Below are 16,579 nucleotides of genomic sequence, written 5' to 3'. Positions count from 1 at the left end.
CGATGCCGCCGAGATCCCACTCCGAGGAGCCCCCCATGGATGCCGTGACCGCCGTACCCGAGCCGCGTAACGAGCCGAACCGGACGTACGCCCCCGGAAGCCCCGAACGGGAGAGTCTGCGCACCCGTCTGGACGAGTTGGCCGGATCGCGGCTGGACCTGACGATGACCATCGACGGGCAGCAGCGCATGGCGCGCGGCGAGGCCATCCAAGTGGTGCAGCCGCACGTGCATCGGCATGTGCTGGGAGTCACCCACAACGCAACCAACGCGGACGCGGTGGACGCGGTGACGGCCGCGAAAAAAGCCGCCCCGATGTGGCGTGAATTGTCCTTCGATGACCGGGCCGCCATCTTCCTCCGCGCAGCCGATCTGATCGCCGGCCCGTGGCGCGACACGCTCAACGGCGCGACCATGCTGGGCCAGTCCAAGACCTCGTTCCAGGCCGAAATCGACGCGGCCTGCGAGCTGATCGACTTCCTCCGGTTCAACGTCGCTTTCGCCCGCCGCCTGCTCGCCGAGCAGCCGCTGTCCTCGCCCGGCGTGTGGAACCGGTTCGACCACCGGCCGCTGGAGGGCTTCGTCTACGCAATCACGCCGTTCAACTTCACCGCGATCGCCGGCAACCTGCCCACGTCCGTCGCGCTGCTCGGCAACACCGTGGTGTGGAAGCCGTCGCCGACCCAGCAGTTCGCGGCGCACTTCACCATGCGGGTACTGGAGGAGGCCGGCCTTCCGCCGGGTGTGATCAACATGGTGACCGGCGACGGGCTCGCGGTCTCCGAGGTCGTGCTCGCCGATCCGGATCTGGCCGGCATCCACTTCACCGGCTCCACCGCGACGTTCCAGACGCTGTGGCGCACGGTGGGGGAGAACATCGGGCGGTACCGCACGTACCCGCGCCTGGTCGGTGAGACCGGCGGCAAGGACTTCGTGATCGCGCACGCCTCGGCGGATCCGGCCACGTTGGGCACCGCACTGGTCCGGGGCGCCTTCGAGTACCAGGGCCAGAAGTGCTCCGCCGCGTCCCGCGCGTACCTGCCCCGGTCGCTGTGGGAGTCCGGACTGCGCGACCGGCTCGTGGCGGCGACGGAATCCCTGACGTACGGCGACGTCACCGACTTCACCAACTTCGGCGGCGCGGTCATCGACGCCCGGGCGTTCGCGAAGCACACCGCCGCGCTGGAAATGGTGAAGAACTCGGCCGCGTGCGCGGTCATCGCCGGCGGTACCGCCGACGACTCGGTGGGCTGGTTCGTGCGCCCCACGGTCGTCGAGTGCTCGGACCCGGGGCACGAGGTCTTCCGTACCGAGTACTTCGGTCCGATCCTCGCCGTCCACGTCTACGACGACGGGAACTTCGAGGACGTGGTACGGCAGGCGGAGTCGGCGGCACCGTACGCGCTCACCGGCTCGATCTTCGCCACCGATCGGCGGGTCATCGACTGGGCCGGCGATGTCCTGCGCTACGCCGCCGGGAACTTCTACATCAACGACAAGCCGACCGGCGCCGTGGTGGGGCAGCAGCCGTTCGGCGGCGCACGCGCCTCGGGCACCAACGACAAGGCGGGTTCCTGGCAGAACCTGATCCGCTGGATGTCGCCGCGCACCATCAAGGAGACGTTCGTGGCGCCGACCGACCACACCTACCCGCACCAGGGATGATCAACCGCTAAGGTCTACCGCATGACGGACAACCAGCAGATCGATCCCAGCGGTACCACCGCACAGTTCCGTGCGTACGCACAGGGTGAAAGCCAGGCGCCGGCCAAGCGTTCGCCCGCCCCGATCGTGGCTGGCATCGTGGTCGCGGTGGTGGTCGTCGCTCTGGTGGTCTGGTTGCTGGTGCGCTGACCTCGAACCGCTGAGCCCGGCCAGCCAGCCGGGCTCAGCGAGGACGGCGGGAAGTGTCCGGCTCCCGGCTCAGCTCACCGGATCGCTGGTCAGGCCGCGCTGGCCGGCCGGACGCGTGGCGGTACCGACGACCGCCTCGTCCGGGTAGCACCAGACCCAATCCTCGCCCGGCTCGTACGACGTGACGATCGGGTGCCCGGTCTCCTGGTAGTGAGCGGTGGCGTGCCGGCTCGGCGACGAATCGCAGCAGCCGACGTGCCCGCAGATCAGGCACTCGCGCAGGTGCACCCACCGGCCTCCGGCGGCCAGGCACTCCGCGCACCCGTCGGGCGGCTGCGGGCTGACCTCGTTGACCTCGGCCAGGTGTAAACAGCTACTCATCCGATCAGCGTAGTCACCTGATCGGCTGACCGGCCACGCGGAGCCAGCCGCTGTGCCCGCCCCCCACCGGAAAACGGCGCCTCCGCCACAGATCGGCGCTCCCCGGAAAACGGCGCCTCCGCCAAAAGTCGGCTCCGGCTGCGCTCAGACGATTGCCGACGCTGTCTGTGCTCGCCTCCGCAAAAAGTCGGCTCCGGCTGCGCTCAGACGTCAACATCCTCGTCGCCCGGCATGCTGTCGTCCTCGTCGTCGAGCCTGGCCAGCCAGGTGGCGAACCGCTCGATCGGCGTCTCGAAGTCCGGGTTGAGATCGACGAAGTCGCGCAGTCGCTGAGCCAGCCACTCGATCGAGACGGACTCTTCGCCTCGCCGTTCGGCCAGCTCTTCGATGCCGCGATCGGTGAAGTACATGGGTTCACGATATGGGCTCCGGGCGCTCCCCGTGAGGCGGGGGCGCCCGGAGCCCGTGGTCCAGCGGGTCGATCAGCGCTGCGGCAGGGCCGCCTCGATCAGCGCCGTCTGCTCGGCCTCGTGCAGCTTCGCCGAGCCGACCGCGGGGGCGGCGGCCGACGGCCGGGAGATCCGCCGCAGCGCCACCCCGTCGAGGTGCTCCAGCAGGTTGAGCGCGATGAACGACCAGGCACCCTGGTTGGCCGGCTCCTCCTGGACCCAGGAGAAGTCCGTGGCGTTGGAGTACTTCGCGATCACTGCCTTGATCTCGTCCACCGGCAGCGGGTAGAGCTGCTCCACCCGGACGATCGCCGTGTCGGTGATCTTGCGCTCGGCACGGGCCTGTACCAGGTCGTAGTAGACCTTGCCGGAGCAGAACAGCACCCGGGTGATCTCGGCCGGGTCCACGGTGTCCGCGATGACCGGTTGGAAGCCGCCGTCGGTGAAGTCCGAGACCGCCGAGACCGCCAGCCTGTGCCGCAGCAGCGACTTCGGCGTGAACACGACCAGCGGCTTCTTCTTCGGCGACAGCGCCTGGCGGCGCAGCAGGTGGAAGTGCTGAGCCGGGGTCGACGGCAGGACGACCCGGATGTTGTCCTCGGCGCACAGCTGGAGGTACCGCTCGATGCGCCCGGACGTGTGGTCCGGCCCCTGCCCCTCGTGGCCGTGCGGCAGCAACAGCGTCACCGCCGAGCGCTGACCCCACTTGACCTCGCCGGAGGAGATGAACTCGTCGACCACCGACTGCGCGCCGTTGGCGAAGTCGCCGAACTGCGCCTCCCAGGCCACGAACGCGTCCAGGTTCTCCACCGAGTACCCGTACTCGAAGCCCATCGCGGCGTACTCCGACAGCAGCGAGTCGTGGACGAAGAACCGGGCGTCGTCGTGCTTCACCGCGAACAGCGGCAGGTAGTCCGCGCCCGTCTCGGCGTCGACCACACTCGCGTGCCGCGAGACGAACGTGCCTCGCCGCGAGTCCTGCCCGGCCAGCCGGACGGTGACGCCCTGGTTGAGCAGCGAACCGAGCGCGATGATCTCGCCGAAGCCCCAGTCGATGTCGCCCTTGACGGCCATCTTCGCGCGCCGCTCAAGCAGTTGCACCACGCGCTTGTGCGGAGTGAATCCCGCCGGCAGGTTCACGTGCGCCTCGCCGATCCGCTTCACCAAGTCGGCGCTGATCGCGGTCTCCACCTCGGGTTCGGGCTCGGGTACCCGGTTGCGTACCGGCCGGCTCGTGGACGTGGCGTCCCGGGTCGCCTTGAACACCGTCTCCAACTGCTGCTGGAAGTCGCGCAGCGACTCCTCGGCATCGTCGAGGGTGATGTCGCCCCGGCCGATCAGCTCCTCGGTGTACAGCTTCCGGACCGAGCGCTTGGTGTCGATGATGTGGTACATCAGCGGGTTGGTCATCGACGGGTCGTCGCCCTCGTTGTGCCCGCGCCGCCGGTAGCAGACCAGGTCGATCACCACGTCCTTGTTGAACGCCTGGCGGTACTCGAAGGCCAGCCGGGCGACCCGCACGACGGCCTCGGGGTCGTCGCCGTTGACGTGGAAGATCGGGGCCTGGATCATCCGGGCCACGTCCGTGGAGTACAGGCTGGACCGTGAGTACTCCGGGGCAGTGGTGAAGCCGACCTGGTTGTTCACGACCACGTGCACGGTGCCGCCGGTGCGGTACCCGCGCAGCTGGGACAGGTTCAGCGTCTCCGCCACCACGCCCTGGCCGGCGAACGCGGCGTCGCCGTGCACCGCGACCGCGAGCACGGTGTAGCCCTCCAGCTTGAGGTCGATCCGGTCCTGCTTGGCCCGGACGATGCCCTCCAGCACCGGGTCGACCGCCTCCAGGTGGGACGGGTTGGCCACCACCGAGACGGTGATCGCGTGCTCCTGGTCGGGAGTGGTGAACTTGCCGGTCTGGCCGAGGTGGTACTTCACGTCGCCGGAGCCCTGAGCGGTCTTCGGGTCGAGGTGGCCCTCGAACTCCGAGAAGATCTTCTCGTACGGCTTACCGACGATGTTCGCCAGTACGTTGAGCCGGCCGCGGTGGGCCATGCCGATCACGACTTCGTCGAGCCCGCCGACGGCGGAGCGGGACAGGATCTCGTCCAGTAGCGGGATCAGGCTCTCCCCGCCCTCCAGCGAGAACCGGCGCTGGCCGACGAACTTGGTCTGCAGGAACGTCTCGAACGCCTCGGCGGCGTTCAGCCGGTTGAGGATGTACTTCTGCTCCTCGACGTCGGGCTTGGTGTATTTGCGCTCCACCCGCTCCTGGATCCAGTGGCGCTCCTCGGGGTCCATGATGTGCATGTACTCGACGCCGACCCGACGGCAGTACGAGTCGCGGAGCACACCGAGCACGTCGCGCAGCTTCATCTTCTGCTTGCTGGCGAACCCGCCGACCGGGAAGCTGCGGTCGAGGTCCCAGAGCGTCAGCCCGTGCTCGAGCACGTCGAGGTCGGGGTGGCGGCGGATGTGGAACTCCAGCGGATCGGTGTCGGCCATCATGTGGCCGCGCACCCGGTACGCGTGGATCAGCTCGATGATCCGGGCGGCCTTGTCGATCTGCCCCTCGGACGTGTGCGCCACGTCACGGACCCAGCGCACCGGCTCGTACGGGATGCGCAGCGCGGTGAACAGCTCGTCGTAGAAGCCGTGCTCACCGAGCAGCAGCTCGTGCATGACCTTGAGGAACTCGCCGGACTGCGCGCCCTGGATGATCCGGTGGTCGTACGTGCTGGTCAGCGTGATGATCTTGCTGACCGCGGAGTCGGCGAGCGCCTCGTCGGACATGCCCGAGTACTCAGCCGGGTACTCCATCGCGCCGACCCCGATGATCGTGCCCTGGCCGGCGACGAGCCGCGGCATCGAGTGCACCGTGCCGATCCCGCCCGGGTTGGTCAGGGAGATCGTGGTGCCGGCGTAGTCCTCCATGGTCAGTTCGTTCTTCCGGGCCCGGCGCACGATGTCCTCGTACGTCTGCCAGAACTGGCGGAAGTCCATGTCCTCGGCGGCCTTGATGCTCGGCACGACCAGGGTGCGGCTGCCGTCCGGGCGGGCCAGGTCGATCGCGATGCCCAGGTTGACGTGCGCGGGCGTCACCAGTGCCGGCTTGCCGTCGATCTCGGTGAACGAGTTGTTCATCTCCGGGTGCACGGCCAGCGCCTTGACCAGGGCGTACCCGATGAGGTGGGTGAAGCTGACCTTGCCACCCCGGCCCCGGGCCAGGTGGTTGTTGATCACGATGCGGTTGTCCGACAGCAGCTTCGCCGGGACGGCGCGCACGCTCGTCGCGGTCGGCACGGACAGCGACTGGTCCATGTTCTGCACGATGCGGGCGGCGACGCCGCGCAGCACGGTCGTCTTCGCGGCGGGCTCGGCGGTCCCGGCCGGCGCGGTGACGGGCTTCGCCGGTGCGGCGGGCCTGGCCGGGGTCGCCTTCGTGGCCGTGGGCTTGGCGGGGGTGACCGCGGGGGCCGCGGACTTGGCCGGGGCCGGCTTGGTCGCGGCGGGCTTGGCCGGGGCGGCCACCTTGGCGGCGGGCGCGGCCTGAGTCGGTGCGGTCTTCGCCGGCACGGTCTTCGCCGGCACGGCGCTACCGTTGGCGCCCGGGCCCGGCGGCGGAGCGGGTGGCTGTGTCGGTGGTGTGGTCGCGGCCGTCGACTGCTCGAGGGTGGGCTTGTAGTCGGCGAAGAAGTCGTGCCATGCCGGGTCTACGCTCGCCGGATCGGCGAGGTACCGCTGGTACATGTCCTCGACGATCCACTCATTCGGACCAAAATCCGCTAGCGGGTTGTCCTGCGATGCCTGTTGAGTCGACACTGCCGCTCTCTCGTTTCTTCACGAGTTTTGTCTAGTTAGACCTGAGTGTGTTCTCAGGCTACGCGGTCAAGCATGGGTCGCCTCCACCGGCTTCGTCCCGTGTGACACCTCACAGAAATCGATCAGTATGTGCCTGATCGGACGTTCGTGGCCGCACGCGCGACGAACGGACAGCCACGCCTGGCTGAATTGACGGCAACAATCGAGAAATGTCCCGACGGCGGGTCAGCCCGGTGCCGGTGCCGCCGGCGAGCACGGTCCACCCGATCAGCGCCGGCCGATCTGCCGGCTGGCTCGGTAGCGCCCCTGGGCCCGGGGCGAATCTGGCACCCTGAACGGCGGGAAGTGCGGCTGGTGGGCCGGACACAGCCGTTCACCAGGATTCCACGTCGGTGAGCGGTAGACGTTCATCGTTTCGGCAGGCCACGGCCTTACACAGAGCGGTATGACTGTACTTGCCGTCAGTACACCCGCCACCGGAGCGGCGCGGTACACACTGCGCATCGCGGACGGCGCCGCCGAGATCCGGGCCGCACAACGGCTGCGGTACGAGGTGTTCGCCGAGGAGTTGGGTGCGCGCCTGCACACCGGCACGCCCGGACTGGACGTGGACGAGTTCGACCGGTATTGCGACCACCTGATCGTGGTGGAAGACCTGACCGCGGCGGTGGTCGGCACGTACCGGATGCTGCCCCCCGGGCGGACCGGGCGGCGGTACTCCGACGGAGAGTTCGAGTTGTCCGCGCAGGCCGTGCTCGCCGACGACCTGGTCGAGACCGGGCGCTCCTGCGTCCGTCGAGACCACCGGGACGGCGCGGTGATCAATCTGATGTGGGCCGGCATCGCCCGGTACATGCACCTGACCGGGCACCGCTGGCTGGCCGGGTGCGCCTCGGTCGGTCTGGAGGACGGCGGGGCGATCGCGTCCGGGGTGTGGGACCTGGCCCAACGCCGGCACCTGGCGCCCGAGCAGTACCGGGTCACGCCGCGCCAGCCCTGGGCAGCCGGGCCGGCGCCGACCGGCCGGGTCGCGGTACCGCCGCTCCTGCGCGGGTACCTGCGGCTGGGCGCCTGGGTGTGCGGAGCCCCGGCGTACGACCCGGACTTCGACTGCGCCGACTTCTACGTGTTGCTGGGCCTCGACCGGGTGGATCCGCGCTACCTGCGGCACTTCCTCGGGGACCTGCCGTGAACGAGCCGAACGAACTCTGGCAACCCACCTCGGCGTGCGGCCCCGACTGCCTGGCCGACGATGAGCCGTTCCAGGTGGCGAGCCGGATCCGGGGCGGGCAGCGACTGGTCGCCGCCGCGGGTGTCATGCTCGTGGCCGTCGCGCTGCTGCCTTTGCTGCCGCTGTTTCCCGAGCGGCGCCGGGCGAGGTTCATCCGCTGGTGCGCACGCAACGTGCTTCACGCGTTCGGAATCCGGGTGACCCTGCACGGTCACCTGCCGGCCCGGCGGGCGGTGGCCATGGGTGCGTGCGGCACTCTGGTCGTCGCGAACCACGTCTCCTGGCTGGACATCGTGGTGCTGCTGGCCACCGAACGGACCCGGCTGGTCGCGAAGACCGAGGTGGGCGACTGGCCGGTGATCGGCCGGATCGCCCGGTACGCCGGCACCATCTTCGTGGATCGGTCCCGCCCCCGGACGCTGCCGGTGGTGGTCGCCGAAGTCCGGACCGCGCTCGCGGCCGGCGACGTGGTCGTGGTGTTCCCGGAGGGGACGACGTCCTGCGGTCGCTCGATAGGCCGGTTCCGGCCGGCGTTCTTCCAGGCGGCGGTCGAGGCCGGTGCGGCGGTCGTCCCGGTGACGCTGCGCTTCCGGCTCGCCGGGGCCGGGCGGACCTCGGCGGCGGCGTTCATCGGTGACGAGACGCTGCTCGTCTCGCTGCGCCGGATCCTGCGCCTGCCCGGGCTGATCATCGAGCTCTCCTGCGGCGCGATGATCCATCCGGCGTCCGGCGCCACCCGCCGCAGCCTGGCGAGGGTGGCGGCCAGGGCGGTCGGAGCGTCCGGCCCGATCGCGGACCGGGAAGCGCGGCGCGCGCCGGCTCCGGTCGTAGATCCGGCCGCCTCGCTGGTACCGCTGTGGAATGAACCGGTGGACGGCGGCTCCCGTAGTCCCGTCGGGCTGCCCAGGGCAGCGTGATCGGCCGGAAGCTGTTGCCGCATCTTTACGCGAGAGAACTGAAACGCAAGCGTTTTTCGCACTAGCTTCACTCATATAGCCGCATCCTCCATGTCGGCGGCAAAGCGAGGGTCGGTCCGGAGCCCATGGCTGGGGCATCGGGCCGGCCCTCGTCGCCGTACCCGGACGGGCCGGACGCCGCGGGTGCCATGGCTGGGCAGTCGAGATACATCGCGATATGCTCTCAAGATGTAACGCGACACGCCGGCGGTAGGCTGAGCGTTCTCATCAGAGGGGTGTGCGGTGGCTACTTGGACGATCACCGAGCCGCGGCGGCTCGACATCACCGACGACGTCGTCCGGCTCGACGTCTCTCTGGTCGCCGGCCGGCTCAGCGTCGTGGGCACCGACGGGCCGGCCCGGGTCGAGATCAGCACGCCCGGCGGGCTGCGGCTGACCGTCTCCGCCGACGGCGGGCTGCTGTCCGTCCGGCATCACGTCCCGCGTACCTGGCCCGGGGTCCTTCAGCCGCTCTGGTGGTGGATCAACGCCCGTAAGTTCGCGGCCGACGTGTCGATCGCCGTGCCGTACCAGACCGCGGCCGCGCTCAAACTCGGCTCGGGCTCGGTGATCGTGTCGACCCTGCACGCCGACCTGAACGTGGACTGCGCCAGCGGCCGCACCACGCTGCTCGGCGTCGATGGGCGGATCAAGGCGACCGTGGTGTCCGGCCCGATCGAGGCGCTGGGGTGCGCGGGGGAGATCGCGTTGGACACCGTGTCCGGAGAGATCACGCTGGCGGACACGGCGGCCAGGCGCCTGTCCGCGAAGACGATCTCCGGCGCGCTGACCGCGGACCTGGACAACCCGCCACACGACAGCCAGATCACCCTTGAGACGATGTCCGGGGAGATCACCATCCGGGTCCGTGAAGACAGCGATCTCGGTGTCGAACTGGCCGCGGTGCACGGCCGGGTCACGAGCGCGTTCCCGGATCTGCAGGTCAAGGGCGAGTGGGGCACATCGGTGAAGGGAACGATCGGCGCGGGTACCGGGCGGCTGCGAGCCAACGCCATCGGCGGCAACATCTCTCTGCTGTGCCGGCCGGTGGACGAGGACTTCGGCCAGGCCGGTCCAGAGTCGGAGGACACCGGCCCAGGCCCGGTGGAGGCGTCGAAATGACGGCCGTCTTCAGCCACGGCCGGCTCCGGCTGTACCTGCTGAAGCTGCTCGCCGAGGGGCCGAAGCACGGGTACGAGCTGATCCGGCTGTTGGAGAACCGGTTTCTCGGGCTGTACGCGCCGTCGGCCGGCACGATCTACCCCCGCCTCGCGCGTCTGGAGGCCGAGGGGCTGGTGACCCACACCCAGGCCGGTGGCCGCAAGGTCTACGAGATCACCGATGACGGCCGTACGGAGCTGACTCAGCGGGCCGGCGAGCTGGCCGAGTTGGAGACCGAGATCCATGCCTCTGTGGCCGACCTGACCACCCTCGCCACAGAGATCGAGCAGCACGTCAGCGGCTCGGTACGGGACCTCAAGCGGGAACTCCGGGACGCGACCCGGCAGATCCGCACCGGTCGGCACTGGACGGACGGCCGACCGTGGCAGCGTGGCGCCCGTGGCGGGACGGACCCCGGCACTTCCCCGGCCGACGCGACGCGGACGGCGCCGGTCGACTCCACCGGTACGGCGGAAGGCGCGCGCGCCGACCAGACGACGCGGGGCGATCACACGGGCGCCGAGTCGCCCGACACCGCCGGGACGAACGGGTCGGCGGCGGGCGATCTGGAGCGCGCGGTCGAACAGCTGACGTCGGAGGTACGCCGGATGACTCGGCAGGGCGCGGCCGGCGACGCCCAACTGCGCGCCGCGGCGGCGGTCGTCAGCAGCGCCCTGACCGAACTGCGGCGCCTGCTGCGGGGATGAGAGGTTCGCCGGCGTTGGCGGGGCGCGACCGTGCTCGCCTCCGCCACAGATCGGCTCCGGCTGCGCTCGGTCGTGGCCGCGCGGGACCGTGCTCGCCTCCGCCACAGATCGGCTCCGGCTGCGCTCGGTCGGGGCCGTTTGCGCGATTGGCGGCGGATCCCTGATTCTCAGGCAATTCCCAGGCAGACTTCAGTGATGGCACAGCATTGGGGACCACGATGAAGCGCATGGGGGTACGTGACGGCGTTGCACAATCCGGGGGTGCGACGCTGTCCGGTGCGGCGCAGGCTGAGGCGAGACTGCTCGTGGTAGAGGATGATCCAAACATCCTCGAGCTGCTCTCCGCCAGCCTGCGCTTCGCCGGATTCAGCGTTTCCACGGCGACCAACGGGTCCGCCGCGGTGAGTGCCGCGCGTGAAGAGCGCCCCGACCTGATCGTCCTCGATGTGATGCTGCCCGATCTCGACGGCTTCGAGGTGATCCGGAAGCTTCGGGACAGTGGCACCCGCAGCCCGGTGGTCTTCCTGACCGCGCGGGACACCACCGACGACAAGATCCGTGGGCTCACCCTGGGCGGCGACGACTACGTCACCAAGCCGTTCAGCCTGGAGGAGTTGACCGCGCGGATCCGGGCGGTACTGCGGCGAACCAGCGGCGCCGCGGCGTCGGCCCGGCTCACCTTCGCCGACCTGGAACTGGACGAGGAAGCACACGAGGTGTGGCGCAACGGCGAGCGGATCTCGCTGTCGCCGACCGAGTTCAAGCTGCTGCGGTACCTGATGGCCAATGCCGGCCGGGTGTTGTCGAAGGGCCAGATCCTCGACCACGTCTGGAGCTACGACTTCCGCGGCGACGACAGTATCGTCGAGTCCTACATCTCATACCTGCGGCGCAAGGTCGACTTCACTGAACCGCGCTTGATTCACACCCTGCGTGGTGTCGGCTACGTGCTGCGCCTACCCTCCTAGCGAATCCCATGATCCACCCATTCAGTCGCACACCGTTGCGGCTTAAGCTCGTTGCCGCCGTGATGGCCCTGGTCACCGCGACCCTGCTGGTGATCGGCGTGTCCAGCGCCCTCGCGCTGCGCCAGTACCTGGTCGGGCGGCTCGACAGCGACGTGCGGACCGTCGCCCGCGACTCCAACGCGCTGTCCATCGAGAACTACGAGCACCCGGCCACCCAGTCGAAGGTGGCGCTGCCGTCGATGTTCTTCGCCGAGCTGGTCGGCCCGACCGGGCTGTTCCAGCCGATCTACGACACGTCGCACTACAAGCCCGAGGACCTGCCGGTCGTGCCGCAGGATGCGAGTACGGCGGCCGAACGGCTCGACACGGTCTACACCGTGCCCTCGGCGGATGGTGGGGGCCGCTGGCGGATCCTGGTCACGCAGCTCGTCTCGCAGCCCGGCGACTACCTGATGATCGCGGCCGACATGTCCGACGTGGACAGCGCGCTGTCCCGGCTGATCGTCGCCGAGTTGCTGGTCGGCGCGGGAATGCTCATCCTGCTGGCGGTCGCGGGTACGGCGATGGTGCAGGCCAGCCTCAGGCCACTGCGGTCCATCGAGCACACCGCCGCCGCGATTGCCGGTGGCGATCTGACCCAGCGGATACCCGAGTTCGAACCCGGGCACGAGGAACCGCGTACCGAGGTCGGTCACCTCGCCCGTTCGCTGAACACCATGCTCGGCCAGGTCGAGGCCGCGTTCACCGCACAGACGGCATCGGAGGCGGCGGCGCGGTCGGCCGAGTCCGCCGCACGCGACGCGGCCGAGGCGGCCCGGCTCTCGGAGAGCCGGGCGCGGCGCTCGGAGGAGCGGATGCGGCAGTTCGTCGCGGACGCCTCACACGAGCTGCGTACCCCGCTGACCACGATCCGCGGGTTCGCCGAGCTGTACCGGCAGGGTGCGGCCCGAGCGCCGGAAGAGGCCGAGCGGCTGATCCGCCGGATCGAGGGCGAGGCGGCCCGGATGGGGCTGCTGGTCGAGGACCTCCTGCTACTGGCCCGGCTCGACATGGAACGGCCACTGGTACCCGGTGACCTGGAGCTTCGGGTGATCGCGAACGACGCGGTCATCGCGGCCCAGGCCGTCTCTCCGGACCGGCAGATCACGCTGGAGATCGCGGACGATACCGGCCCGCTGACGGTCAGCGGCGACGAGTCCCGGCTTCGCCAGGTCATGGGGAACCTGATGACCAACGCCCTGGTGCACACCCCGCCCGGTACCCCGGTGTGGCTGCGCCTGCGTCGCGAGGCGGAACAGGCGGTGGTGGAGATTGCCGATGCCGGCCCGGGCCTGGCTCCGGAGCAGATCGAGCACGTCTTCGAGCGTTTCTATCGGGCCGATACCGCCCGTACCCGTCGGGACGGCGGTTCCGCCGCGGCGACCAGCGGTACCGGCCTGGGCCTGGCGATCGTCGCGGCGCTGGTCGCCGCGCACCGCGGCAGCGTCGAGGTGGAGAGCCAGCCGGGCCAGGGCGCGACCTTCCGGGTACGGCTCCCATTGGTGCAGTCCAGGGACATCGAGCACGTCGGGGCCGAGAACGAGTAATGATTCACAGCCAACTTCCAGCCCGAACCCAGGACTGACGCAGTCGGGCAGTGCAGTCTTGGACCCATGAGCGAGAGCGACACGAACCCGCAGCGCTTCCCGGAACCGGACGATAGGTATCAACGGCCGACGAGCGAGCTGCCGACCGACGCACCGGGCGGGCAGTCGCGGCCGGGCGGGGAGGTCCCCGCAGACGAGCGTGCCGCCGCCCCGGCGGAAGCCTCGCCGATGCATCAGGCCGGACAGCCGGCCGCGACCGAACCCGCGTCGGGCCAGCCCGCTACCGGCAACGCCCCGAGCGAGCCCGCGGCGGACCGGACCGTGCCGTTGCCGCCCGCGCCAAGCCAGCCCGTCCCGGGCCAGCCACCGGCCGGGCAGCCGATGCAGCCCGCGCCGCAGCCCTCGTACTGGCAGCAGGGACAGGCCCCCGCCGTGGCCGGGCAGGCCGGCTGGTACGGCGCGCCCAGCTCCCCGGCACCCAGCTCCCCGGCACCCAGCTCTGGGGCGCCCGGCTACGGGGCTGCCGGTTACGGTGCGCCCGGCTACGGCGCGGCCCAGCAGCCGCTGATCGCGCAGGCGCCCCAGCAGCCGGCGTCCCAGCAGCAGGCTCCCCAACAGGCGGACCAGCAGCCGACTGCCGAGCAGCCGTCCGACCAGCAGCCCTCAGACCAGCAGGGCCAGCCCGCGCCGCGCCAGTCGACCGGCCGGCTCGGCAAGGCAGTCGCTGTCGGCCTGCTCGCGTTGCTGCTCGCCGGCGGTGGTGGTGTCGTCGGTGGCCTGGTCGTCCACGCCGCCGATTCGTCGAACGCGAGCGGCTCGCTTGCCGCGGCGCCGACCGTCGACCGCTCGACGCTGTCCGGCATCGTGAACAACGTCAAGAACAGCGTGGTGTCGATCCAGACCTCGGACGCCGAGGGCTCCGGCGTGATCTTCTCGGCCGACGGGTACATCGTCACCAACAACCACGTGGTCGCCGACGCGACGGCCAAGACCGTCCAGGTCAGCTTCGCCTCCGGCAAGACGTCCCAGGCGACGATCGTGGGTACCGACCCCAAGACCGACCTGGCGGTGGTGAAGGCGCAGGGTGTGTCGAATCTGGCAGCCGCGAAGTTCGCCAACAGCGACAGCGTCCAGGTCGGCGACACCGTACTGGCCATCGGCAGCCCGCTGGGCCTGAGCGGCACGGTCACCGAGGGGATCGTCAGCGCGCTGCACCGGACCATCGAGGAGCAGCCCGAACAGCAGCAGCCGCAGAACCCGTTCGGTCAGCAGAATCCGTTCGGTCAGCAGCAGCAACAGCAGCAACAGCCCCAGGCGCAGACGAACATCGCCGGAGCGATCCAGACCGATGCCTCGATCAACCCGGGCAACTCGGGTGGTGCGCTGGTGAACACCCGCGGCGAGGTCGTCGGCATCAACACCAGCATCCTCACCGCCGACGGCGGCGACGGTAACGGCGTGGGCTTCGCGATCCCGTCCAACCGGGTCAACGAGGTCTCCCAGGACCTGATGAAGGGCCAGAAGGTCAGCCACCCGTACATCGGCATCAACGTCGGTACCGCGGACGGCAACGCGGGAGCGTCGGTGACCGGCGTGGTCAACAACAGCCCGGCGCAAAAGGCCGGTCTCAAGCAGGGCGACATCATCGTCAAGGCCGACAACGCCGACATCCACAGCAGCGACGAACTGCTCGACGTCGTGCAGTCCAGCAAGGTGGGCGACAAACTCCAACTCACGGTGAGCCGCAACGGCTCCACCCAGGTGGTCCCGGTGACCGTGGGCGAGTCGTCCTGACCCGAAAGCTTTGCCTCCTCCCAGAAAGGCGAGCGGCGTGACCTCCGGGGGTCACGCCGCTCGTCTTTGTCTTCCGCTCGTTGGTATCCCGCTCGGTCCGGCGCCAGAGAGCGGCTCCGGCTGCGCTCAGTCTGGGCTGCGAGGGACTGTGCTCGCCTCCGCCAGAGAGCGGCTCCGGCTGCGCTCAGTCGAGCCAGCCGAGTGAACGGTCCACCGCCTTGCGCCACAGGCCGTGGCCGCGGTCCCGGTCGGCGGCCGGCATCCGGGACTGCCACTGGGCGTCGACCCGCCAGTTGGCCCGCAGGGTGTCCAGGTCCGGCCAGATTCCGACGGCGAGCCCGGCGGCGTACGCCGCGCCGAGCGCGGTGGTCTCCGCGATCGTCGGCCGGACGACCGGTACGTCGAGCACGTCGGCCTGGAACTGCATCAGCAGGTCGCTGGCCGTCATGCCGCCGTCCACCCGCAGCTCGGCGATGTTCACGTCGGACTCCGCCACCATCGCGTCGGCGACGTCCTTGACCTGCCACCCGGTCGCCTCCAGCGCGGCCCGGGCCAGGTGCCCCTTGGTGACGTAGCCGGTCAGGCCGGCGATGACGCCCCGGGCGTCGGTGCGCCAGTACGGGGCGAAGAGGCCGGAGAAGGCGGGCACGAAGTAGCAGCCGCCGTTGTCGTCGACGGTCGCGGCCAGGTCGTTGATCTCGGGAGCCGACGAGATGATGCCGAGGTTGTCGCGCAGCCACTGCACCAGCGCCCCGGTCACCGCGATGGAGCCCTCCAACGCGTACACCGGGCGGTCGTCGCCGATCTGGTACCCGACCGTGGTCAGCAGGCCGCGCTCGCTGCGTACCGGCGTGGTACCCGTGTTGAGCAGCAGGAACGAACCGGTGCCGTAGGTGCACTTGGCCTGCCCGGGATCGAAGCAGGTCTGGCCGAACAGTGCCGCGGACTGGTCGCCGAGGGCGCTGGCCACCGGCACTCCGCCAAAGTCGCCCCGCGCCTCGCCGTACACGTACGACGACGGAAGGATCTCGGGCAGCATCGCCCTGGGTACCCCGAACGCGTCGATCAGGCGCTCGTCCCAGTCCAGGGTGGACAGGTTCATGAGCATGGTGCGGCTGGCGTTCGTCACGTCGGTCGCGTGCCGGCCGGTCAGGCGCCAGATGAGCCAGGTGTCGACGGTACCGAAGATCACTTCGCCGGCCTCCGCGCGAGCCCGCAGCTCCGGACGCTCGTCGAGCAGCCACCGGATCTTCGGTCCGGCGAAGTAGGTGGCAAGCGGCAGCCCGGAGGCTTCACGGAACCGGTCCGGCCCGGCGTCGCCGGCCAGTTCCCGGATGATGCGGTCGGTGCGGGTGTCCTGCCAGACGATCGCGTTGTGGACCGGTTCGCCGGTCGCCACGTCCCACAGCAGGGTGGTCTCGCGCTGGTTGGTGATGCCGATCGCCGCCAGGTCGGCACGGGACAGTCCGGCGGCGTCCAGTGCGGCACGCGTGACCGCCTGGACGTTGTGCCAGATCTCGGCCGCGTCGTGCTCGACCCAGCCGGGGCGGGGATAGATCTGCCGGTGTTCGCGCTGGTCGAGCGCGACGACCTGACCGGTGTCGTCGAAGACGATGCAGCGCGTCGAGGTGGTGCCCTGATCGATCGCCGCGATGTAGCGAGAGGTCACGCGGA

Annotated in this window: 13 protein-coding genes; 9 read left to right on the top strand and 4 right to left on the bottom strand. The window is 69.9% G+C overall.

Annotation, left to right across the window (positions count from 1 at the left end):
- Positions 1-35 precede the first annotated feature (35 nt).
- Both pruA and Raf01_RS00770 read left to right on the top strand, forming a co-directional pair.
- Positions 36-1,664: an L-glutamate gamma-semialdehyde dehydrogenase gene (gene pruA / locus Raf01_RS00775; protein WP_203915713.1), complete on the top strand. Its 1,629-nt coding sequence runs from the start codon at positions 36-38 to the stop codon at positions 1,662-1,664.
- A gap of 21 nt (positions 1,665-1,685) precedes the next feature.
- Positions 1,686-1,853: a hypothetical protein gene (locus Raf01_RS00770; RefSeq protein ID WP_203915712.1), complete on the top strand. Its 168-nt coding sequence runs from the start codon at positions 1,686-1,688 to the stop codon at positions 1,851-1,853.
- A 69-nt stretch (positions 1,854-1,922) separates the two neighbouring features.
- On the opposite strand, the gene Raf01_RS00765 is transcribed toward Raf01_RS00770, so the two are convergent.
- The 3 genes from Raf01_RS00765 to Raf01_RS00755 all read right to left on the bottom strand — a co-directional run bounded on the left by Raf01_RS00765 (position 1,923) and on the right by Raf01_RS00755 (position 6,502).
- Positions 1,923-2,234 carry a UBP-type zinc finger domain-containing protein gene (locus Raf01_RS00765; protein WP_203915711.1) on the bottom strand — a complete coding sequence of 104 codons (312 nt, stop codon included), beginning with the start codon at positions 2,232-2,234 and terminating at the stop codon, positions 1,923-1,925.
- A gap of 203 nt (positions 2,235-2,437) precedes the next feature.
- A complete protein-coding gene (locus Raf01_RS00760) occupies positions 2,438-2,644 on the bottom strand; it encodes a DUF6104 family protein (RefSeq protein ID WP_203915710.1) in 207 nt (68 codons plus the stop codon).
- A 72-nt stretch (positions 2,645-2,716) separates the two neighbouring features.
- Positions 2,717-6,502, bottom strand: a complete 3,786-nt coding sequence (locus Raf01_RS00755) for a multifunctional oxoglutarate decarboxylase/oxoglutarate dehydrogenase thiamine pyrophosphate-binding subunit/dihydrolipoyllysine-residue succinyltransferase subunit (protein ID WP_203915709.1) — start codon at positions 6,500-6,502, stop codon at positions 2,717-2,719.
- A 445-nt stretch (positions 6,503-6,947) separates the two neighbouring features.
- On the opposite strand from Raf01_RS00755, the gene Raf01_RS00750 reads away from it, so the two are divergent.
- The 7 genes from Raf01_RS00750 to Raf01_RS00720 all read left to right on the top strand — a co-directional run bounded on the left by Raf01_RS00750 (position 6,948) and on the right by Raf01_RS00720 (position 14,905).
- Positions 6,948-7,694 (top strand): GNAT family N-acetyltransferase, encoded by a 747-nt coding sequence (locus Raf01_RS00750; protein ID WP_203915708.1) that lies wholly within the window; start codon positions 6,948-6,950, stop codon positions 7,692-7,694.
- Positions 7,691-8,650 carry a lysophospholipid acyltransferase family protein gene (locus tag Raf01_RS00745; protein WP_203915707.1) on the top strand — a complete coding sequence of 320 codons (960 nt, stop codon included), beginning with the start codon at positions 7,691-7,693 and terminating at the stop codon, positions 8,648-8,650. The genes Raf01_RS00750 and Raf01_RS00745 overlap by 4 nt, the downstream gene beginning before the upstream one ends.
- A gap of 282 nt (positions 8,651-8,932) precedes the next feature.
- Positions 8,933-9,811 carry a DUF4097 family beta strand repeat-containing protein gene (locus tag Raf01_RS00740; protein WP_203915706.1) on the top strand — a complete coding sequence of 293 codons (879 nt, stop codon included), beginning with the start codon at positions 8,933-8,935 and terminating at the stop codon, positions 9,809-9,811.
- Positions 9,808-10,557 carry a PadR family transcriptional regulator gene (locus Raf01_RS00735; RefSeq protein ID WP_203915705.1) on the top strand — a complete coding sequence of 250 codons (750 nt, stop codon included), beginning with the start codon at positions 9,808-9,810 and terminating at the stop codon, positions 10,555-10,557. The genes Raf01_RS00740 and Raf01_RS00735 overlap by 4 nt, the downstream gene beginning before the upstream one ends.
- Positions 10,558-10,784: 227 nt before the next feature.
- Entirely contained in the window at positions 10,785-11,525 is a 741-nt protein-coding gene (locus Raf01_RS00730) for a response regulator transcription factor (RefSeq protein WP_203915704.1), read from the top strand.
- Between the two features lie 8 nt (positions 11,526-11,533).
- Positions 11,534-13,111: a sensor histidine kinase gene (locus Raf01_RS00725; RefSeq protein ID WP_203915703.1), complete on the top strand. Its 1,578-nt coding sequence runs from the start codon at positions 11,534-11,536 to the stop codon at positions 13,109-13,111.
- Positions 13,112-13,177: 66 nt separating this feature from the next.
- Entirely contained in the window at positions 13,178-14,905 is a 1,728-nt protein-coding gene (locus Raf01_RS00720; RefSeq protein ID WP_203915702.1) for a S1C family serine protease, read from the top strand.
- 184 nt (positions 14,906-15,089) lie between these two features.
- On the opposite strand, the gene glpK is transcribed toward Raf01_RS00720, so the two are convergent.
- Positions 15,090-16,574: a glycerol kinase GlpK gene (gene glpK / locus Raf01_RS00715; protein WP_203915701.1), complete on the bottom strand. Its 1,485-nt coding sequence runs from the start codon at positions 16,572-16,574 to the stop codon at positions 15,090-15,092.
- Positions 16,575-16,579: the final 5 nt, after the last annotated feature.

Source organism: Rugosimonospora africana (assembly GCF_016862975.1).
In the GTDB taxonomy this organism is placed as follows: domain Bacteria; phylum Actinomycetota; class Actinomycetes; order Mycobacteriales; family Micromonosporaceae; genus Rugosimonospora; species Rugosimonospora africana.
The sequence above is the reverse complement of the archived record's forward strand: the minus strand, read 5'-3'. Positions and strand labels throughout refer to the sequence as shown.